Source organism: Bradyrhizobium sp. Mp27 (genome assembly GCF_029953005.1).
Classification (GTDB): Bacteria; Pseudomonadota; Alphaproteobacteria; order Rhizobiales; family Xanthobacteraceae; genus Bradyrhizobium; species Bradyrhizobium barranii.
The window spans coordinates 1-20,847 of the sequence record NZ_JASAUS010000073.1 but is presented as its reverse complement, the minus strand read 5'-3'; the positions used below and the strand labels follow the sequence as shown (position 1 = coordinate 20,847).

At 65.7% G+C, this 20,847-nt stretch carries 18 protein-coding genes and 1 pseudogene; 16 read left to right on the top strand and 3 right to left on the bottom strand.

The window, feature by feature from the left end; genetic code table 11:
• Positions 1 to 155 precede the first annotated feature (155 nt).
• The 13 genes from QJT78_RS29780 to fabZ all read left to right on the top strand — a co-directional run bounded on the left by QJT78_RS29780 (position 156) and on the right by fabZ (position 15,717).
• On the top strand, positions 156 to 926 hold the full coding sequence (locus QJT78_RS29780; protein ID WP_028151702.1) for a carbonic anhydrase: 771 nt from the start codon (positions 156 to 158) through the stop codon (positions 924 to 926).
• 175 nt (positions 927 to 1,101) lie between these two features.
• Positions 1,102 to 3,621, top strand: a complete 2,520-nt coding sequence (locus QJT78_RS29775) for a caspase domain-containing protein (protein WP_028151701.1) — start codon at positions 1,102 to 1,104, stop codon at positions 3,619 to 3,621.
• Between the two features lie 219 nt (positions 3,622 to 3,840).
• Positions 3,841 to 4,836 carry a 30S ribosomal protein S2 gene (locus QJT78_RS29770; protein ID WP_038944664.1) on the top strand — a complete coding sequence of 332 codons (996 nt, stop codon included), beginning with the start codon at positions 3,841 to 3,843 and terminating at the stop codon, positions 4,834 to 4,836.
• 134 nt (positions 4,837 to 4,970) lie between these two features.
• Positions 4,971 to 5,894, top strand: a complete 924-nt coding sequence (gene tsf / locus QJT78_RS29765) for a translation elongation factor Ts (RefSeq protein ID WP_028169462.1) — start codon at positions 4,971 to 4,973, stop codon at positions 5,892 to 5,894.
• 60 nt (positions 5,895 to 5,954) lie between these two features.
• A complete protein-coding gene (gene pyrH, locus QJT78_RS29760; RefSeq protein ID WP_028151698.1) occupies positions 5,955 to 6,671 on the top strand; it encodes a UMP kinase in 717 nt (238 codons plus the stop codon).
• 63 nt (positions 6,672 to 6,734) lie between these two features.
• A complete protein-coding gene (frr, locus tag QJT78_RS29755; protein WP_038944666.1) occupies positions 6,735 to 7,298 on the top strand; it encodes a ribosome recycling factor in 564 nt (187 codons plus the stop codon).
• Positions 7,299 to 7,308: 10 nt separating this feature from the next.
• Positions 7,309 to 8,067 carry an isoprenyl transferase gene (locus tag QJT78_RS29750; protein ID WP_014494938.1) on the top strand — a complete coding sequence of 253 codons (759 nt, stop codon included), beginning with the start codon at positions 7,309 to 7,311 and terminating at the stop codon, positions 8,065 to 8,067.
• On the top strand, positions 8,064 to 8,906 hold the full coding sequence (locus tag QJT78_RS29745; protein WP_028151696.1) for a phosphatidate cytidylyltransferase: 843 nt from the start codon (positions 8,064 to 8,066) through the stop codon (positions 8,904 to 8,906). The genes QJT78_RS29750 and QJT78_RS29745 overlap by 4 nt, the downstream gene beginning before the upstream one ends.
• Positions 8,907 to 8,910: 4 nt before the next feature.
• Positions 8,911 to 10,134 carry a 1-deoxy-D-xylulose-5-phosphate reductoisomerase gene (gene dxr / locus QJT78_RS29740; RefSeq protein ID WP_028151695.1) on the top strand — a complete coding sequence of 408 codons (1,224 nt, stop codon included), beginning with the start codon at positions 8,911 to 8,913 and terminating at the stop codon, positions 10,132 to 10,134.
• 44 nt (positions 10,135 to 10,178) lie between these two features.
• Entirely contained in the window at positions 10,179 to 11,330 is a 1,152-nt protein-coding gene (rseP, locus tag QJT78_RS29735; RefSeq protein WP_028151694.1) for an RIP metalloprotease RseP, read from the top strand.
• A 174-nt stretch (positions 11,331 to 11,504) separates the two neighbouring features.
• Positions 11,505 to 14,063 (top strand): outer membrane protein assembly factor BamA, encoded by a 2,559-nt coding sequence (gene bamA, locus QJT78_RS29730; protein ID WP_038944667.1) that lies wholly within the window; start codon positions 11,505 to 11,507, stop codon positions 14,061 to 14,063.
• Between the two features lie 128 nt (positions 14,064 to 14,191).
• Positions 14,192 to 15,259, top strand: coding sequence for a UDP-3-O-(3-hydroxymyristoyl)glucosamine N-acyltransferase (lpxD, locus tag QJT78_RS29725; RefSeq protein ID WP_028151692.1), 1,068 nt, complete (start codon positions 14,192 to 14,194; stop codon positions 15,257 to 15,259).
• Positions 15,256 to 15,717: a 3-hydroxyacyl-ACP dehydratase FabZ gene (gene fabZ, locus QJT78_RS29720; protein WP_028151691.1), complete on the top strand. Its 462-nt coding sequence runs from the start codon at positions 15,256 to 15,258 to the stop codon at positions 15,715 to 15,717. Before lpxD ends, fabZ begins: the two co-directional genes overlap by 4 nt.
• 24 nt (positions 15,718 to 15,741) lie before the next feature.
• On the opposite strand, the gene QJT78_RS29715 is transcribed toward fabZ, so the two are convergent.
• Positions 15,742 to 16,065, bottom strand: coding sequence for a KTSC domain-containing protein (locus tag QJT78_RS29715; protein WP_038944668.1), 324 nt, complete (start codon positions 16,063 to 16,065; stop codon positions 15,742 to 15,744).
• A 277-nt stretch (positions 16,066 to 16,342) separates the two neighbouring features.
• On the opposite strand from QJT78_RS29715, the gene lpxA reads away from it, so the two are divergent.
• From lpxA to lpxB, 3 genes are read left to right on the top strand one after another with little or no spacing between them, the layout of a single operon-like run.
• Positions 16,343 to 17,137, top strand: coding sequence for an acyl-ACP--UDP-N-acetylglucosamine O-acyltransferase (gene lpxA / locus QJT78_RS29710; RefSeq protein WP_028151689.1), 795 nt, complete (start codon positions 16,343 to 16,345; stop codon positions 17,135 to 17,137).
• Positions 17,138 to 17,156: 19 nt separating this feature from the next.
• On the top strand, positions 17,157 to 18,014 hold the full coding sequence (gene lpxI / locus QJT78_RS29705) for a UDP-2,3-diacylglucosamine diphosphatase LpxI (protein WP_049807903.1): 858 nt from the start codon (positions 17,157 to 17,159) through the stop codon (positions 18,012 to 18,014).
• Positions 18,011 to 19,204 carry a lipid-A-disaccharide synthase gene (gene lpxB / locus QJT78_RS29700; protein WP_085966018.1) on the top strand — a complete coding sequence of 398 codons (1,194 nt, stop codon included), beginning with the start codon at positions 18,011 to 18,013 and terminating at the stop codon, positions 19,202 to 19,204. The genes lpxI and lpxB overlap by 4 nt, the downstream gene beginning before the upstream one ends.
• A gap of 86 nt (positions 19,205 to 19,290) precedes the next feature.
• Here lpxB and QJT78_RS29695 read toward each other — a convergent pair whose 3' ends face one another.
• Positions 19,291 to 20,058: an SDR family oxidoreductase gene (locus tag QJT78_RS29695; protein ID WP_038944674.1), complete on the bottom strand. Its 768-nt coding sequence runs from the start codon at positions 20,056 to 20,058 to the stop codon at positions 19,291 to 19,293.
• A pseudogene (locus QJT78_RS29690) lies at positions 20,055 to 20,738 on the bottom strand (TOBE domain-containing protein); the annotation flags it as partial. The gene QJT78_RS29695 and the pseudogene QJT78_RS29690, both read right to left, overlap by 4 nt.
• Between the last annotated feature and the right edge of the window lie 109 nt (positions 20,739 to 20,847).

Genomic DNA, 20,847 nt, shown 5'->3' with positions numbered 1-20,847 from the left:
CGTTGCGCGTGAGGCGAGCGATCGCTTCGGCTTTGCAGCATGGTTCGCGTTGCAGCAATCATCAGTTGCATCATTTGTCATTGGTGATTTCTTCACATCGATGCACCTATCATCGCGACGCTTCCATTCGTCCACTGTACCCGGGGAAACGTCACATGTGCGACAAGTGCTCTGACTCTCTGCATCATGAATCTCTGCATCGAGACATCGCGCCGTCGCGGCGGTCCGCGATGCTGTCTGGCGCCGCTGCGTTCGGCATGGCCTTCGCCGGCGGAGCTTTCGCGAGCGGCGCCTTGGCAAAGGAGGCCAAGCAGCCACCCAAGCCGCAGAACGTGTTGTCGCCCGACGCATCGCTGAAGCGGCTGATGGAGGGCAATGCGCGCTATGTCGACGGTGTGGCGCGGCGCCACGATTTCAAGCACGAGCGCGAGGCGCTGGCCGGTGGACAGAATCCGTTCGCGGCGGTTCTGAGCTGCGCCGACTCACGCATCGCGCCGGAATATGCCTTCGACAGCGGCCGCGGGGATCTCTTCGTCTGCCGCGTCGCCGGAAATTTTGCCGGCACCGAAACCATTGCCAGCATGGAGTATGCGGTGGCCGTGCTCAACGCACCGCTGATCCTCGTGCTCGGCCATGATGCCTGCGGCGCGGTCGATGCGACGCTGAAGGCAATCAAGGACAACACGTCGCCGCCGGGACAGATTCCCTCGCTGGTCGATGCGATCGCGCCCGCCGCAAAGGCTGCGATGCAGCAGGGCGGGGACGTGCTCAACAAGGCGATCCGGCAGAACGTGATCGACAACGTCGCGAAGCTGAAGTCGGCCGCGCCGATCCTCAATGCGGCCGTGGAGCAGGGCAAGCTGAAGGTCGTCGGTGGCATCTACCGGCTCACCACGGGAACGGTCGATCTGATCGCGCAGGGCTGAGCGAGGTTCGCGCCACAAAGCGGTCGCGAGGCTTACGCTGGCCTGACGCAGGGGCTTGATGGGGCGGGGGCGCCATGCCGCCGCCTCAATCCGCGCTTTTCGTTCAAGAGCCATTCAGCCGGCCGCGCGTCTCTTGTACGGTGGCAGCTCAACAACGATAGCGGGCAAGCAAGCCATGCGTGGGACCTACAAGGCCTTCATCTGTTTTCTCTTGCCGATCCTGGCCTTCGCTGCGGCCGCGCCCGATCCGGCGCGCGCGCAGCAGCAGGAAAAGCGCATCGCGCTCGTGGTCGGCAACGGCGCCTACGCCAAGTCGCCGCTGACGACGACCGCGAACGATGCCGGCCTGATCGCGCAGACGCTGCAAGCGGCGGGCTTCGACGTGGTCGGCGCGCGCGATCTCGACGGCGACACGCTGCGCAAGAGTCTTCGCGATTTCATCCAGAAGGCGCAGGCCTCGGGTTCCGGCACCGTCGCGATGATCTATCTTGCCGGCTACGGCGTGCAGCTTGCGGGCGAGAACTATTTCATCCCGGTCGATTCCAACATCACCCGCGACACCGACATTCCGACCGAAGGCCTGCGCATCAGCGACTACGCCCGCCAGCTCGCCTCCATTCCGCTCAAGGCCAACATTGTCGTGCTCGACGCGGCGCGCGCGCAGCCCTTCATCGAGGGCGGCCAGCCGATCGCGAGCGGACTGGCGCTGGTCGAGCCGGATCCGAACATGCTGATCGCCTTCAACGCCGCGCCCGGCACTGTCGCACCGGAAGAGCCCGGCCCGTACGGCATTTATGCGCAATCGCTGGCGGAGATGATCCGTACGGGCGGCCTGCCGCTGGCCGAGGTGTTCGACCGCGTGCGTCTGCGCGTCAACGAGGCCAGCAAGGGCGCGCAGGTGCCGTGGAACGAGGCGAAGATATCGGCACCCTTCTCGTTCTTCGAGCGCGGGCCCGATGCGCCGCCGCCGGAGGCCGCGCCCGACCAGGTTGCGGCGATCCGCAACAAGCCGATCCGCGATCTCGGTGTGCAGGACGCCTATGCGGCCGCGCTCGAGCGCGACACGCTGCCGGCCTATGAAGAATTTCTCGCGGCCTATCCCGGTGATCCGCTGTCGAAGCGCGTGATGGCGATCGTCGCGGCGCGCCGCGAGGCGATCACCTGGCGGCGGACCTACCGGAACGATACGCCGGGGGCCTATTGGTCCTATCTGCGCCGCTATCCGCGCGGGCCGCACGCGGCTGATGCGCGCCGGCGTCTGGCGATTCTCACCGCGCCGCCTGAGCCACCGCCGACCTTCGCGATGATCGACTATGACGTGCCGCCTCCGCCGCCGGAGGAGGTGGTCTATGTCGACCGTCCCGTGCTGTACTTCAGCGACCCTGATTTTGGCTTCGCGCCGCCACCGCCGCCGCCGGTCTATTATCTGCCGCCGCCGCCGCCGGATTTCGTCGTGCTCGAGCCACCGCTGCCCGTGGTCGGCCTGTTCGTGCTGCCGCAGCCGATGTTCGTGCCGATCCCGGTGTTCGTCAGGCCGCCGGTCTATGTCGCGCCGCCGCCGAACAACATCGTCTTCAACAACATCCATAACACCACGGTCATCAACACCGTGATCAACCGGCCGCCCGCCCCGCCCGTGGGAGCGGGAGGAGGGACCGGGCCAGGCAATCTGAGGCCGGCGATTGCCGAGCGCGCCAACCCGGTAGCGCCAATGTTGCCGCAAGCCGCTACGCAACGCGCCGCGCTGATCCAGCAGGGCAAGGCGCCGATGCCGCCGAGCGCGACGGTCCAGCCGACGGCGCGGCCGGGGATACCTCCCGGGACGCCGGCCAATGTCGCGCCGACCGGCACACCCCCCGCCGCACCGCCGACCAGGCTGCCACAGACCAACACGCTGCCGGTTCCCGGCGCCCAAGGCGGGCCACCGTCGCCGCCGGCCGGAGCAGGGACGTCGCCTGGCGGCAGGCCCTTGGCGCCGACGGCAAATGCACCCGGCGCGCCCCCGCCAACGCATCCGGGGGCGCCGACCACGGCTGCACCCGGCACAACGCTGCCGCCACATCCTGGTGCGCCAACGGCCGGCACTCCGACCACCGTTGCGCCCACCGCGAACCCGGCTGCGCCCAGCCAACCGCCGAAGCCGCCGGTTGCCCAGACCCCGGCGGGCGGCGCGCCCGCTGGCGGCAAGTCTGCAACCCGTGAGCCGGCTGGCGCGCCGCCGCCGGCTGCGGGCACGCCGCCCGGCACGCCCTCGGGCGCCGCGGGCAAGCCGGTCACGCCGCCGCCCTCGGCCGCGCGCGAGCCGGTCAAACCGCAGCACTTGCCCGCGACCCCGCCAGCGCAGGCCGCCCGGCCGTTGCCGTCAACTCCAGCATCGCGGCCGCAGGCCGTGGCGAGGCCGACGCCGCCTCCGCCCGCCGCTCGCCCGGCACCGCCGCCGCATGTCGCATCGCCTCCGCCGGCCCGAGCGGCTCCGCCTGTGGCCGTTGCACGGCCGGCGCCTCCGCCGGTGGCCCGGCCTGCACCTCCACCCGTGGCGCGGCCCGCGCCGCCACCGCCGGTCGCCCGGCCGGCACCACCGCCGCCGCCGCGGATGGCCGTCGCGCCCCCGCCCCCGCATCGTCCGGCGGCACCTCCGGCGCACCCAGCGGCGCCGGCGGCGAAAAAGTGCCCGCCGAACCAGCCCAAGTGCTAGGTCTTTACGGACTGGCGTGGACTTTACGGAAGAGGGCCTTCGAGGGGCGAAAACCGCCCCCGAAAGGCCCTTATTTCCTTGCTTCTGGCCGAAATGGCGCTATATAGCGCCCCATCTCACACGGAAACATGGCTCACAAGGCCGTCCGGTGGCAACCGGGGCGAGAACGCTCCGTTTTGCTCACACGTTTCCGGAGGAACCAACCGGAGAATTGAAACTATGGCGCTACCCGATTTCACCATGCGTCAGCTCCTCGAAGCTGGCGTGCACTTTGGTCACCAGTCTCACCGCTGGAATCCGAAAATGGCACCGTTCATTTTCGGCGCCCGCAACAACATCCACATCGTCGACCTCGCGCAGACCGTGCCGTTGCTGCACACCGCCTTGCAGGCGGTCAGCGACACCGTCGCCAAGGGCGGCCGCCTCCTGTTCGTCGGCACCAAGCGCCAGGCGCAGGACGGCGTCGCGGACGCTGCCAAGCGCTGCGCGCAGTATTTCGTCAATTCGCGCTGGCTCGGTGGCACGCTGACCAACTGGAAGACGATCTCGGCCTCGATCAAGCGCCTGCGTCATCTCGATGACGTGCTGTCCGGCGGCGACGCCAGCTCCTACACCAAGAAGGAGCGCCTGACGCTTCAGCGCGAGCGCGACAAGCTCGATCGCTCGCTCGGCGGCATCAAGGACATGGGCGGTCTGCCCGACCTGATCTTCGTGATCGACACCAACAAGGAAGACATCGCGATCCAGGAAGCCCAGCGGCTCAACATCCCGGTCGCCGCGATCGTCGACACCAATTCGGATCCCAAGGGCATCACCTATGTGGTCCCGGGCAATGACGACGCCGGCCGCGCGATCGCGCTGTATTGCGACCTGATCGCACGTGCTGCGATCGACGGCATCTCGCGCGCCCAGGGCGATTCGGGCATCGACATCGGCGCCTCGGCTCGTCCGGTCGCCGAAGAGCTGCCGGCCGCTTCCTCGAGCGGCTTCCAGGGCCTTGCCGGTCCGCGCGGCACCGCCGACGACCTCAAGAAGCTCCCGGGCGTGTCGGGTGCGATCGAGAAGAAGTTCAACGACCTCGGCATCTTCCACTTCTGGCAGCTCGCCGAGCTCGATCACGACACCGCGCACAAGATCGGCGAAGAAGTCGGTCTGCCGAGCCGTGCGGATGCCTGGGTGGCCAAGGCCAAGGCGCTGACCGCGGAAGCGGAATAGTCAAAAAGAGCGATGGGTTGGCCGGATATAAGTCCGGCCACCATTTCAGTTGACGCGAATTCCTGAGATGGACCGCGGCGGGGCTGTTTGATGCCACGCCGCGGCAAACCGGCAGGCAAGAAGGATTTTCAACGATGGCAACGATCACAGCTGCGATGGTCAAGGATCTGCGCGAGTCCACCGGCGCAGGCATGATGGACTGCAAGGCCGCGCTCACCGAAAACGACGGCAACATGGAAGCGGCGCAGGACTGGCTGCGTAAGAAGGGCCTGTCGAAGGCCGCCAAGAAGTCCGGCCGCGTTGCCGCGGAAGGCCTGATCGGCGCACTCACCAAGGGCACCAAGGGCGTCGTGGTCGAGGTCAACTCCGAGACCGACTTTGTCGCGCGCAACGGCCAGTTCCAGGGCCTCGTCAAGATGGTCGCCCAGGTCGCATTCGACGTCGGCGCCGATGTCGAGAAGATCAAGGCCGCGAAGGTCGGCGACGTCACGATCGAAGCCGCGATCAACGATGCGATCGCCACCATCGGCGAGAACATGACGCTGCGCCGCGCAGCTTCGCTTGAAGTGACGCAGGGCGTCGTGTCGAGCTACGTCCACGGCGCCGTCGTCGAAGGCGCCGGCAAGATGGGCGTGATCGTCGCGCTCGAATCGCCCGGCAAGGCCGACGAGCTCGCGGCCCTCGGTCGCCAGATCGCGATGCATGTCGCCGCCACCAACCCGCTCGCGCTCGAGCCGTCCGGCCTCGATCCGGCGGTCGTGAAGCGCGAGAAGGACGTGCTCGCCGACAAATATCGCCAGCAGGGCAAGCCCGAGAACGTGATCGAGAAGATCGTCGAGTCCGGCCTCAAGACCTACTACAAGGAAGTCTGCCTGCTCGAGCAGGCCTTCATCCACGACACCGGCAAGTCGGTGGCGCAGGCGGTGAAGGAAGCCGAAGGCAAGGTCGGCGGCGCGGTGAAGATCGCGGGCTTTGTGCGCTATGCTCTCGGTGAGGGAATCGAGAAGCAGGAAAGCGACTTCGCGGCCGAGGTCGCAGCGGCCAGCGGCAAGAAGTAAGCGCCGGTACGTTCCTTCCGGCTTGCCGCCGGAAGCGGCGCCCGGGCGGGGAAAGTGCTCATGACTGATCCGGTCTATCGTCGCGTCGTGATCAAGCTGTCCGGCGAGTATCTCGCGGGACAGCAGGGTTTTGGCATCGATCAGCCGACCCTCGACCGGGTTGCCGACGATCTGATCGCCGCCCGCCAGCTCGGCACCGAGGTTGCGGTGGTGATCGGCGGCGGCAACATCGTGCGCGGCGTCGAAGTGTCCTCGCAAGGGGTGTCGCGCACCACCGGCGACACCATGGGCATGCTCGCCACCATGATGAACTGCCTCGCGCTGGAGGCGACGATCGAGCGCAAGGGCACGCCGGCACGTACGCTGTCGGCCTTCGTCATGCCCGAGATTTCCGAGCTGTTCACCCGCACCGCGGCGCACAAATACCTCGCCGAGGGCCGGATCGTGCTGCTCGGGGGCGGAACCGGCAATCCGTTCTTCACCACCGACACGACCGCGGTGCTGCGGGCCGCCGAGATCGGAGCCGAGGCTGTTCTGAAGGCCACCAATGTCGACGGCGTCTACTCGGCCGACCCGAAAAAGGATCCGACCGCCACGCGATTCGACCGGCTGACGCATTCGCAGGCGATCGAGGGCGGCTACAAGGTGATGGATGCGACCGCCTTCGCGCTTGCCCGCGAGACGTTGCTGCCTATCATCGTATTCTCGATCGCGGAGCCGGGTTCGATCGGCGCTGTGCTGCGTGGCGGCGGCCACGGAACCGTCGTCGCCGGCTGACGGCTCGTCGGTCGCGCCTGAGGCGCGCGGAGTGGGTCGCCGGGATTTTGAAGGAGAAACGTGATGGCCACGGGTAATTTCGACCTCAACGAAGTGAAGCGTCGCATGCAGGGCGCCGTCCAGGCCCTCAAGCACGAGCTTGGCGGCCTGCGCACGGGGCGCGCGTCGGCCTCGATGCTCGACCCGGTGCAGGTCGAGGCTTATGGCAGCCACATGCCGCTCAACCAGCTTGCCACCGTCAGCGTGCCGGAGCCGCGGCTGATCTCGGTGCAGGTCTGGGACAAGTCGATGGTCAAGCCGGTCGAGAAGGCGATCGTCGATTCCAATCTCGGCCTGTCGCCCGCGACCGAAGGCCAGGTGCTGCGCCTGCGCATCCCCGAGCTCAACGAGGAGCGTCGCAAGGAGCTTGTCAAGGTCGCGCACAAATACGCGGAAGCGGCCAAGGTCGCCACGCGTCACGTCCGCCGCGACGGCCTCGACGTCCTCAAGAAGCTCGAGAAGAATCACGAGATGTCGGAAGACGATCAGAAGCGTCACGCCGACGAGGTGCAGAAGGCGACCGCCGGCACTATCTCCGAGATCGACCAGTTGCTGGCTGCCAAGGAAAAAGAAATCCTCACCGTCTAAGGCTTCCCTAATGTCCAACGCCGCCGCGCCAGCAACCGAAGGACCCGACCGGTCCGACGCGCCTGCGCATGTCGCCATCATCATGGATGGCAACGGGCGTTGGGCCGCCGCGCGCGGCCTGCCGCGGGCCGAAGGGCATCGCCGCGGTGTCGAGGCGCTGCGCCGGGTGGTGCGTGCCTCGCACGAGCTCGGCATCCGCTATCTCACCATCTTCTCCTTCTCTTCGGAGAACTGGTCGCGCCCGGCGAGCGAGATCGGCGATCTGTTTGGTCTCCTGCGTCGCTTCATCCGCAACGATCTCGCGAGCCTGCACCGCGACGGCGTCAAGGTCCGCATCATCGGCGAGCGCGACGGACTCGATAGCGACATCTGCGCACTCCTCAACGAGGCCGAGGAACTGACGCGCGACAACACACGCCTGACGCTGGTCGTTGCCTTCAATTACGGTTCGCGGCAGGAAATCGCGAAAGCCGCCCAGAAGCTCGCGCGGGAAGTCGCAGACGGCAAGCGCGCCCCTGAAACGATCGACGCCGAGACGATCGGGGCTCATCTCGATGCGCCCGACATTCCCGATCCCGATCTCATCATCCGCACCAGCGGCGAGCAGCGGCTGTCCAACTTCCTGATGTGGCAGGCCGCCTACAGCGAGCTGGTCTTCGTGCCGATCCACTGGCCCGATTTCGACAAGGCGGCGCTGGAAGGCGCGATCGCCGAATTCGCCAGACGCGAGCGCCGTTTCGGCGGTCTGGTCGCGAAAAACGCCTCGTGAGCGAACCCGACGCCGCATCGACGGGCGCGAAGCCTGCCCCGAGCAATCTCGTGATGCGAGTCCTCGCAGCTTTGGTGCTGGCGCCGCTCGCCATCGCGCTGGCTTATGCCGGCGGCTGGCTGTGGGCGCTTCTCGTCACCCTGGTGTCGATCGGACTGTTTGCGGAATGGCTGATGGTGGTGGGCGCGGGGTCTGCCGCACTGACCGGGGCGGGGACCATCGTCATTGCCATGATGGGGGCCTGCGTCGCCTTCGGCGCGCTCAAGACCGCAATCATCACCGGCTTCATCGGCGGCGCGATCGTGACGCTGATCGCGCGGAGCAAGTTCATCTGGGCGGCCACCGGCTTCGCCTACGCATCGGCGGCGCTGCTGGCCTCGATCCTGGTGCGGCAGGATCTGGTCAACGGCTTCGCCGCGCTGATGTTCGTGCTGCTCGTGGTGTGGGCGACCGATATCGGCGGTTATTTCGCCGGACGCAGCATTGGCGGGCCGAAACTATGGCCGCGCGTGAGCCCGAAGAAGACCTGGTCTGGGGCGTTCGGCGGCTTCGCGGCGAGCCTTTTGGTTGCGGCCGGCTTTGCGGCGTGCGGGATCGGAAAAGCGGTTCCACTCCTGCTCGTCAGCGCCATCCTGTCGGTGGTATCGCAGGCGGGCGATCTGTTCGAATCCGCGGTGAAGCGGCGCTTCGGCGTCAAGGATTCCAGTCACTTAATTCCCGGCCATGGCGGGCTACTGGACCGTCTGGACGGTTTTGTTGCCGCCATCCTGATGGCATGGATTATCGGCTTTCTCCGCCATGGTGTGCATAGCGCCGGAAGCGGTCTTATGGTTTGGTGAGGATATGAGCGCGGTCCCATTGCGTAACAACAAGGCTGCGGCGTCGACCGTCCGCAGTGTCACGGTTCTCGGCGCCACCGGCTCGATCGGCGACAGCACGATGGATCTGCTGCGCGCATCTCCCGAGCGCTATCGCGTCGAAGCCTTGACGGCGAACGGCAATGTCGAAGCGCTGGCCAAGCTCGCCAAGGAGTTTTCCGCGCGCTACGTCGCGATCGCCGACACATCCAAGTTCGCCGAACTCAAGGCTGCGCTCGCGGGAACGAGCACGGAATGCGGCGCGGGCGAAAGCGCGGTGATCGAAGCGGGCGCGCGTCCGGCCGATTGGGTGATGGCCGCCGTGAGTGGCGCCGCCGGACTGAAGCCGGCCCTGGCCGCGGTCGATCGCGGCGCGCATGTCGCGCTCGCCAACAAGGAATGTCTCGTCTGCGCCGGCGATTTCTTCATGCAGCGCGCGGCGAAAGCGGGCGCCTGCATCCTGCCGGCCGATTCCGAGCACAATGCGCTGTTCCAGGCGCTCGGCTCGGGCAACCGCGACGAGCTCGTCCGCGTCATCATCACTGCCTCGGGCGGGCCGTTCCGGACCTGGAAGCCCGCCGACATCGAGCAGGCGACACTCGAGCAGGCCCTGAAGCATCCGAACTGGAGCATGGGCCAGAAGATCACGATCGATTCCGCCTCGATGATGAACAAGGGCCTCGAGGTGATCGAGGCGTCCTATCTGTTCGCGCTCTCGCCCGACGAGATCGACGTCCTCGTGCATCCGCAGTCGATCATCCACGGCATGGTCGAGTTCTCCGACCGTTCGGTGGTGGCCCAGCTCGGTTCTCCCGACATGCGCACGCCGATCGCGCACTGCCTCGGCTGGCCCGATCGCATCAAGGGGCCGGCGGCCAAGCTCGATCTGGCCAAGATCGGCCAGCTGACCTTCGAGGCGCCGGATTTCGAGCGCTTCCCCGGACTTCGGCTGGCCTTCGATTCGCTCCGGACCGGGAAGGGGGCGACCACTGTCTACAACGCCGCCAACGAGGTCGCGGTCGCCGCGTTCATCGCCGGCAAGATCCGGTTCGGCGCGATCGCGCGGCTGGTCGAGGCGACGTTGGACGACTGGATTCGCGGCGGGAACCAGGCTCCCCTGACGTCCGCCGACGATGCAATCTCTGTTGACCATGTTGCGCGAAATAGAGCTGCCGCCCTATTGCCTCAAATTGCCTTAAAGGCATCCTAGATGGCACGGGGCCAGGGCCTTGCGGCGCTGGATGAGGGAATTCGATGATCGACTTTTTCGTCCATAGTTTCAATACGTTGAGCCATGGGCTCCTCGGCTACGCGGTTCCCTTCCTGTTCGTCCTGACGATCGTCGTGTTCTTCCATGAGCTCGGCCATTTCCTGGTCGCGCGCTGGGCGGGCGTTCGGGTGCTGACCTTCTCGCTCGGTTTCGGACCGGAGCTGGTCGGCTTCAACGACCGCCATGGCACCCGCTGGAAGATTTCGGCGATCCCGCTCGGCGGCTACGTCAAGTTCTTCGGCGACGAGAGCGAGGCTTCGACCCCGTCGGCCGAGACGCTCGCGGCCATGACGGCCGAGGAGCGCGCCGGCAGCTTCCATCACAAGAAGGTCGGCCCGCGCGCCGCCATCGTCGCGGCCGGACCGATCGCCAATTTCATCCTGGGCGCACTGATCTTCGCCGCCATGGCGCTTTATTATGGCAAGCCGAGCACGATCGCCCGCGTCGACGGCGTCGTCGCCGACGGTGCTGCGGCCACGGCCGGCTTCAAGATCGGCGACGTCGTCGTGCAGATCGACGGCAAGCCGATCGAGAGCTTTGCCGACATGCAGCGAATCGTTGCGATGAATGCGGGTTCGGCGCTTGCCTTCCAGGTCAAGCGGGACGGCGCCATCGTCTCCCTGACCGCGACGCCGGCGCTGCTCGAGCGCAAGGATCCGTTCGGCAATAGCCACCGCCTCGGCGTGCTCGGCGTCGAGCACAAGTCCCAGGCCGGCGAGGCCTCGACCACGCCGGTCGGCGTCGGCGAAGCGCTCAAGATCGGGGTCGAGCAGGTCTGGTTCATCATCACCAGCACCTTCAAGTTCCTTGGCTCGCTGTTTGTCGGACAAGGCAATCCCAACGAGGTCAGCGGCGTGCTCGGCATCGCCAAGATGTCGGGGCAGGCGGCCAGCGCCGGGTTCCAGTTCGTGATCAATCTGTGCGCGGTGCTGTCGGTGTCGATCGGGCTGTTGAACCTGTTCCCGATCCCGCTGCTCGATGGCGGTCACCTGATGTTCTACGCGGCGGAGGTGGTCCGGGGCCGACCCCTGTCCGAGCGGACTCAGGAGATGGGGTTCCGAATCGGGCTCGGTTTGGTGCTGATGCTGATGGTGTTTGCCACCTATAACGACATCTTGCGGATGGCAGCTTCCTGATACGGGCTTTTTTGTGGCGTTGCTCATGAGCAACGTCTTGGAATGAAATTGAAATTACGGTGTCAGCGGCCGTTTGCGACATCGGGGAAATTGGCTACAAGCGGCTTCGAACTTGGGGAATCTCCCGGACCGGCGTTGGGGTTGGGTCTGGTACTGATAAGGGCGCGTTGCGCAATGAAGTTTGGACTGCGACTCCGGGGGGGCTTGCTCGCATCCCTGATCTTGTTCGGCGCGCCGGTGCTTGCCCCGGTTGGGGCTGGTTTTGTGTCTTCGTCTGCGCTTGCTCAGACCGTCCAGTTTATTTCCGTCGAAGGAAATCGCCGTGTCGAGGTGGAGACGATCCGCTCCTATTTCAAGCCGGGCCCGGGTGGCCGCCTGGATCAGGGCGCCATCGATGACGGCCTGAAGGCCCTGATCGAGACCGGCCTGTTCCAGGACGTGCGAATCAATCGCGGTTCCGGTGGCCAGATCATCGTCTCTGTGGTGGAAAACCCGGTGATCGGCCGCATCGCGTTCGAGGGCAACAAGAAGATCAAGGACGAGCAGCTCACCGCTGAGGTCCAGTCCAAGGCGCGCGGCACCTTCTCCCGCGCCATGGTGCAGTCCGACACCCTGCGAATCGCCGAAATCTACCGCCGCTCGGGCCGCTATGACGTCCGCGTTACGCCCGAGATCATCGAGCAGCCGAATAACCGCGTCGACCTGGTCTTCACGGTCGAGGAGGGCGCCAAGACCGGCGTCAAGTCGATCGAGTTCATCGGCAATAGCGCGTTCTCGTCCTACCGTCTGCGCGACGTCATCAAGACGCACGAATCGAACCTGCTGAGCTTCCTCGCCAGCAACGACATCTACGATCCCGATCGCGTCGAGGCCGACCGCGACCTGATTCGCCGTTTCTATCTCAAGAACGGTTTCGCCGACGTCCAGGTGGTCGCCGCGCTCACCGAATACGATCCGGAGAAGAAGGGCTTCAACGTCACCTTCAAGATCGAGGAAGGCTCGCAGTACCGCGTCGGTACCGTCGACTTCCGCTCCTCCATTCCGAACTTCGATCCGACCACGATGCGCAACTATTCGCGCGTCAATGTAGGCGCGCTCTACAACGTCGAATCGGTCGAGAAGTCGGTCGAGGAAATGCAGATCGAGGCGTCGCGTCGCGGCTATGCCTTCGCCGTGGTCCGTCCCGGCGGCGACCGTAATTTCGAGGCGCACACCGTCGCCGTCGTGTTCAATATCGACGAAGGCCCGCGCACCTATATCGAGCGCATCAACGTCCGCGGCAACACCCGCACACGCGACTACGTGATCCGCCGCGAGTTCGACATCTCCGAGGGCGATGCCTACAACCGCGCGCTGGTCGACCGTGCCGAGCGCCGCCTGAAGAACCTCGACTATTTCAAGAGCGTGAAGATCACGACGGAGCCGGGCTCCTCCAGCGACCGCGTGGTCCTGATCGTCGATCTCGAAGAGAAATCGACCGGCGACTTCTCGGTCTCGGGCGGTTACTCGACGACCGACGGCGCGCTCGCCGAAGTCTCGATCTCCGAGCGCAATTTGCTCGGCCGCGGCCTGTTCGCCAAGGCTTCGGTGACCTACGGCCAGTATGCGCGCGGCTATTCGCTGTCGTTCGTCGAACCGTATCTGCTCGACTACCGCGTCGCGCTCGGTCTCGACCTCTATCAGCGCCAGCAGCTGGCCAACAGCTACATCTCCTACGGCACCAAGACGCTCGGCTTCTCGCCGCGCCTCGGCTTCTCCTTGCGTGAAGATCTGGCGCTCCAGGTGCGCTACTCGATCTACCAGCAGGAAATCACGCTGCCGTCCTACTTGGCGAACTGTAACAACAACCAGTTCCTCGCGGACGGTGTGACGCCCAATCCGGCTTTCAATCCGAGCCCGGCTTTCTCGGCAGCGACTGGTATTCCTCTGGCTGCCTCGACCGGCGGTCTCGGCTGCTACTCCGACGGCGAAGCCTCGCTGCCGGTCCGCAAGGAGCTTGCCGGCGGCAAGACCCTGACCTCGGCGCTCGGCTACACGCTGACCTACAACACGCTGGACAACAACAAGAACCCCACCGACGGTCTGCTCGTCGACTTCCGTCAGGATTTCGCCGGTGTGGGCGGCGACGTCACCTACCTGAAGTCCGTCGTCGATGCGAAGTACTACGCTCCGCTGGTGTCCGACATCGTCGGCCTCGTCCACCTTCAGGGCGGCATGCTGAACAAGATCGGCAACAACGAGATCCGCATGCTGGATCAGTTCCAGATGGGCCCGAATCTCGTCCGCGGCTTTGCTCCGAACGGCATCGGCCCGCGCGATTTGAATCCCTTCGGTACGCAGGACGCGCTTGGCGGCACCAAATATTGGGGCGCTTCGTTCGAATTGCAGATGCCGTTCTGGTTCCTGCCGAAGGAAGTGGGTCTGAAGGGCGCGGTCTATGCCGATGCGGGTGGCCTGTTCGACTATCAGGGCCCAACGACGTGGTCGTTCACCAACGAGGTGACCACGACCAGGAACTCGAATTGCACGGCGTCGACCATCAACCCGCCCACGTCTGGAACCTGTACCGGCCTGGTGTATGACAACGGCAACGTCGTCCGTTCGTCGGTTGGTGTCGGCCTGATCTGGCAGTCGCCATTCGGACCGCTGCGCTTCGACTACGCCGTGCCGCTCACCAAGGGCAAGTACGACCGTACCCAGGAGTTCCGGTTCGGCGGCGGCACCTCGTTCTAATTCGATCAGCAGGGCATGAGCCGGCCCCTTGTTGGGGTCGGTTTCCAAAAAGATCGTGCTCAATCCGTGAGATAAGGCATGATGCGGCCTGACCGCTTCATGCCGAAGCCGGACCGCGATGGGGTGGAATGGCGCAACCGACCTTCTTCAAAAAGCCGCCGGCCTCAGCGCTGGCTGACATTGCAGCGCTGACCAAGGCGCAGCTCGTTGACCCTGCCAGGGGCGGTCACGTCATTACCGGTCTTGCTTCGCTCGACGAAGCCGGCCCGATGCATCTGGCGTTCTTCGACAACCTCAAATATGCCGACGAGCTCAAGGCGACCAAGGCCGGGGCTTGCCTTGTGAGTCCGCGCTTCGAGGCCCAGGTGCCTGCGCATGTGGCTGTGCTGCGGGTGGCGCAGCCGTTCCGCGCCTTCGTCGGGCTCGCCCGGGAATGGCACGGCGATGCGCTGCGCCCGCAGTCCTGGGTCGGCAATGACGGCATCGCCCCGTCGGCCATCATCGATCCCTCGGCCCGGCTGGAGGACGACGTCATCGTCGATCCCCTGACCGTCATCGGCGCTGACGTCGAGATCGGCAGCGGCACCGTGATCGGGGCCGGTGTGGTCATCGGTCCCGGCGTCAAGATCGGCCGGGACTGCAATGTCGGCGCCCGCACAGCCATCCAGTGCGCGCTGATCGGCAACAACGTACTGATCCATCCCGGCTGCTCGATCGGCCAGGACGGCTATGGCTTCATCTTCTTCGGCCCCGAAGGCCATCTCAAGGTGCCCCAGACCGGCCGCGTGCTGATCCAGAACAATGTGGAAGTCGGCGCCGGCACCACCATCGATCGCGGCTCCCTGCGCGACACGGTGATCGGGGAGGGCACCAAAATCGACAACCAGGTCCAGATCGGCCACAATGTGACCATCGGTCGGAACTGCCTGCTGGCGGCCCAGATCGGGCTCGCAGGCAGCCTGACGATCGGCGACAACGTGGCGCTGGGAGCAAAGGTTGGCATCAACAATCACCTCAAGATCGGCGATGGGGCCCAGGTCACCGCGATGAGCGGCGTCAAGGACGACATCCCGCCGAACGGACGCTGGGGCGGCTTTTTCGCCAAGCCGACCAAGCAGTGGTTCAAGGAAATTATCGCGGTGGAGCGCCTGGTACGCGACAGCAGGGCCGATCCGAAGAACGAGGGACGGGAATGACGGAGGAATCACCGATCAAATTCGAGCTGGTGGATATCAACGCGATCCTCCGGACGCTGCCGCACCGTTTCCCGATGCTGCTGATCGACAGGGTGATCAATATCCGCGCCGATTACAGCGGCATTGGCATCAAGAACGTCACCTTCAACGAGCCGGCCTTCCAGGGGCATTTCCCGGAACGCCCGGTCTATCCCGGCGTGATGATGATCGAAGCGATGGCGCAGACCGCGGGCGTGATCGGCATCACCTCGGTCGAGGGCACCGAGAAGCCGCGCGCGGTGTATTTCCTCACCATCGACAAGTGCAAGTTCCGCAAGCCGGTGCTGCCCGGCGACACCATCGAATATCACATGCGTTCGATCGGCCGCCGCAAGGCGATGTGGTGGTTTCACGGTGACGCCAAGGTCAACGGCCAGATCGTTGCCGAAGCCGACGTCGGCGCCATGCTGACGGACTGAGCGGCTTAAGCCAGCGCAAATGGATTATGCGCCGCAGCCGTAACGGCCGCCGGCCGTCTCGCGCCTGATATTCCGCTTGAAGAACTGGCCCATCGACGGCGCGCCGAGCAGGCTGTCGACCGTCTCGGCCGCGACCCCGCAATAGCGATCATATTGGCCGTCGATCGCGACGATGAGGTCCTGCCGCGCGCCGTCGTAGCAGACCCGCTGAAGCACCGTGCTGCGGGTGATGTCGCGGCACTCGAACGTCGCGAGATCGACGAAGCGACGTTCGCCGGTCTCGACCGTCTCGGAGACGATCGGGGCGGCCGCGAGCTGTGCGAGCAGAACTGCCAGGGCCCTGACCACGATGACTTCAAGCTCCACATGAAGGCGTTGAAGGGCTAGAGCATGATCCGGAAAAGTGTGCAGCGGTTTCCCGAAAGGATCATGCTTAAACAATAGCCTGAAGCGCGATGATGATTCATCCCAATTTCATCGTGCTTTAGGACGGCCAGCTCATCCGGCGCCTGAAACAGGCCGAGATGATACGTCACTGGACAGATCGGGCATAGTCGCGCTAACCACCGGAAAACCGAGCGACTTCAACACATGATCAGACCTTCTTGATGAGTCAGATTGCTTGATGAGTAAGATTGATCCCACCGCACGGGTCGAGGACGGCGCCGTGATCGGCGAGGGTACCGAGATCGGACCCTTCTGCATCATCGGTCCGAATGCCGTGATCGGCGCGAACTGCAAGCTGATCGGACAAGTCACGGTCATTGGCCACACCTCGATCGGCGACGGCTGCGTGATCTCGCCATTCGTGGTGCTGGGCGGCGCGCCCCAGGATCTCAGCTACAAGGGCGAGCCGACCAGGCTGGAGGTCGGCTCCGGCTGCACCATCCGCGAAGGCGCGACGATGAATGTCGGCACCATCAAGGGCGGCGGGCTGACACGCGTCGGCAACGGCGGCTACTTCATGAACAACAGCCATGTCGGCCATGACTGCATGGTCGGCAACAACGTGATCTTCGCGACCTCGGCGACGCTCGGCGGCCACTGCGAGATCGGCGATTTCGTCTATATCGGTGGCCTGTCGGCGGTGCATCAGCTCACGCGCATCGGCCCGCAGGTGATGGTCGGCGGCCTCTCGGGCGTTCGCGACGACATCATTCCGTTCGGCCTCGCCAACGGCCAGTATGCGGCGCTGGAAGGCCTCAATCTCATCGGCATGAAACGGCGTCAGTTCACCAAGCAGCGGCGCGCAACCGTGCAATCGTTCTACCAAAAACTCTTCCACGGCCCCGGCACGTTCGCCGAGCGGCTCGCGGCGGCCCAGCCGCTCGCGAGCGAAGATCCCGCGATTGCCGAGATCCTCGACTTCATCGGCAAGCGCAAGCATCGCCCGATCTGTCTTCCCGCCATCGAGAAGTGATTTCGGGATGGCCGCGGGCATGACATCGGCGGCTTCGGAGATTTCGTCGCCGGTCGGCGTCGTCGCCGGCGGCGGCGCGATGCCGTTCGCGGTCGCCGACTCGCTTGCCGCGCGCGGCATCACGCCGGTGCTGTTCCCGCTGCGTGGCGCCTGCGATCCGACGCGGGTGGAGCAATTCCGCCATCGCTGGATCTCGGTCGGCCAGCTCGGCCGCGCCATGCGGCTGTTCCGCGAGGAGGGCTGCCGAGATCTGATCTTCATCGGCACATTGGTGCGGCCCGCGCTGTCCGAAATAAGGTTCGACGTCACGACACTGCGCCTGCTCGGCAACGTCATCCGCGCCTTCCGCGGCGGCGACGATCATCTGTTGTCCGGCGTCGGGCGCATTCTCGAACAGGGCGGCTTTCGCATGGTCGGCATCAAGGATGTCGCGCCGGATCTGCTGATGCCCGAGGGCTGCATCAGCCGCGCCTGGCCGAACGACAACAGCAAGGCCGACATCGAGCGCGGCCGCGCGGTGCTGACCGCGCTCGGCCCGTTCGACATCGGCCAGGCCGCGGTCGTGATCGACGGCCATGTGGTGGCGATCGAGGATATCGAGGGCACCGACGCGCTGCTCGCGCGCGTGGCACGCCTGCGCGAGGAAGGTCGCATCCGCGCTGCGACAGGACGCGGGGTGCTGGTGAAGGTGCCGAAGAGCGGGCAGGATTTGCGCTTCGACCTGCCGACGATCGGCCCGCGTACCCTCGAAGGCGTCGCTCGCGCCGGACTGGCCGGCATCGCCGTCGTCGCCGGCAACACCATCGCCGCCGAGCCGCAGGCGATGATCTCGCTTGCCGACGCCAAATATCTCTTCGTCATCGGCCTGACGGCGTGATGCAGAGCCGCGATCCCAAGCGAAAGATCTTCCTGATCGCGACGGAGGAATCCGGCGACCGGCTCGGCAGCGCCTTGATGAAGGTGTTGCGCCAGCGGCTCGGCGACGGCGTGCAGTTCGTGGGCGTCGGCGGCCGGACCATGGCGCGCGAGGGGCTCGAGACGCTGTTTCCGATCGAGGAGCTGTCGATCGTCGGCTTCGCCGCGGTGGTCCAGCAATTGCCGAAGATATTGCGGCTGATCCGCCAGACCGTGGACGCCGTGCTGGAGGCTGCGCCCGACGCGCTCGTCATCATCGACAGCCCCGATTTCACCCATCGCGTTGCCCGCCGCGTGCGTGCGAAGAATCCCGCGATCCCGGTCGTCGACTACGTCTCGCCGCAGCTCTGGGCCTGGCGGCCGGGACGGGCGCGGACCATGCTCGGCTACGTCGATCATGTGCTTGGCCTGTTGCCGTTCGAGCCGGAGGAATACCGCAAGCTCGGCGGGCCGCCATGCAGCTATGTCGGCCATCCCCTGATCGAGCAATTGCCGTCGCTGCGGCCAAATGCGGAGGAGCAGCGGCGCCGCGATGCCGAGCCGCCGGTTCTGCTGGTGCTGCCCGGCAGCCGCCGCAGCGAGATCAGGCACCATCTCGACGTGTTTGGCGCGACACTCGGACGGCTCCAGGCCGAAGGCCGCGCCTTCGAACTGAAGCTGCCGACCATGCCGCATCTCGAAGCCACCATCCGCGAAGGCATCGCGAGCTGGCCGGTCAAGCCGCAAATCGTGGTCGGCGAGACCGAGAGGCGCGCCGCGTTCCGAACCGCGCGCGCGGCGCTGGCCAAATCCGGCACCGTGACGCTGGAGCTCGCGCTATCAGGCATTCCGATGGTGACGGCCTATCGCGTCGGCGCGATCGAAGCCTTCATCCTGCGCCGCGCGATCCGCGTCTCCTCGGTGATCCTCGCCAATCTCGTGATCGGCGAGGATGTCATTCCGGAGTTCTTGCAGGAGGACTGCGTACCGGAGAAGCTGACGCCGGCACTGTCGGAGCTGCTCACGGACACGCCGCTGCGCAAACGACAGGTCGACGCGTTCGCACGGCTCGACACCATCATGTCCACCGGAAACAAGTCGCCGAGCGTGCTCGCCGCCGACATCGTGCTCGCAACGATGCGCAAGGGCAGGCGGCAACAGACGGCTTCGTAGGGTGGGCAAAGCGAAGCGTGCCCACCATTTCCTTCTCGGTTGCGGAGAGGTGGTGGGCACGCTTTTGCTTTGTCCACCCTACAGTCCTAGGCGAGGCCGCCGTCGACCCGAAAACACTGGCTGGTGATACGCTGGCTCTCGTCGGATGCGAGAAACAGCGCCATGCTGGCGATGTCCTCGGGCGTCACCGCATCGGGAACCGCCTGGCGGGTGCGCAGCTCGGAGATCTTCTGCTCGTCCGGAAACCAGAGCCGGCGCTGGCGCTCGGTGATCACCATGCCGGGCGCGATCGCGTTGACGCGAATGCGGTCGGGGCCGACTGATCTGGCCAGCGAATTGGTGAAGCCGACGATCGCCGCCTTCGCCGCGGCATAGACCGGCAGCGCCGGCGCACCGCGGATCCACGCCACCGACGACATGTTGATGATCGAGCCGCCGCCGCGCGCCTGCATCTGCGGCACCACCGCCTGGGCCGCAAAGAAGACGTGCTTGAGATTGACGCCGATCGTCCAGTCGAATTCGGCCGGCGTCACCTCAGACAGCACCTGACGCTGGTCGTTGGCGGCATTGTTGAGGAGGACTGCGGCATCGCCGAGCGATCCGTGCACCCCTGCCATCGCAGCGCGCAAGGCGTCGATGTCGAGGAGGTCGCAGGGCACAAACAGGGGCGCGGAGCCGGATGTGGCCGCGACGTCCCGCACCAGCGCCTCGCCGGCGCCCGCATCGATGTCGAGGAAGGCGACACGGGCGCCCTGGGTCGCGAAGGCGCGCACGAAGACGGCACCGATGCCGCTGGCGCCACCGGTGATCAACACAACGCGGCCGGCAAGGCTGGGATAGATGGTCCGGGTCATGCGATCAGCCGCTCCGTTTCAGGGTCAAACAGGCAAATGCGCCGCGTGTCGAGCGCGAAGGTGGCGGTCGCGCCGGGCGCGGGACGGATATCCGGGGTGATGCGCGCCAGCGCAGTCTCACCGCCGAGACGCAGCAGCACGATTGTCTCGGCGCCGGTCGGCTCGATCATCTCGACCGGCGCGTCGACGAGGACGGGCGCCTCGCCGGAAAAGATGCGGCTGGCCTCGGCGATGCATTCCGGCCTGATCCCGACGACCACGTCGCGGCCGACGTAGGGCGCCGCCCCGTCGTGTCCATGCAGGCGCAGACGAACCTCGTCCGGTCGCCCCGCGCCGATCACGGCTATCAGTCCGCTACTATCGGCCTCGAGCCGCCCCGGCATGGTGTTCATCGGCGGCGAACCCATGAAGCGGGCGACGAACAGATTGGCCGGATAGCGGTAGACGGTGTCCGGATCGGCGAACTGCTGCACCACGCCTCGATGCATCACGGCGATGCGTGTTGCCATCGTCATCGCCTCGATCTGGTCGTGGGTGACATAGATGATGGTGGCGCCGATACGCTGGTGCAGCCGCTTGATCTCCATCCGCATCTCGACGCGCAGCTTCGCATCGAGATTGGAGAGCGGCTCGTCGAACAGGAAGAGCAGGGGATCGCGCACCAGCGCCCGTCCCATCGCCCCCCGTGGGTCGGTCAAAATCCCCCGGGTATGGTCACTTGAAACTCCCCCACCTGATGATCGCCGTCAGCGCCGCTGAACAGCAGTAGCCGGTCAGGCAGGACGTTTA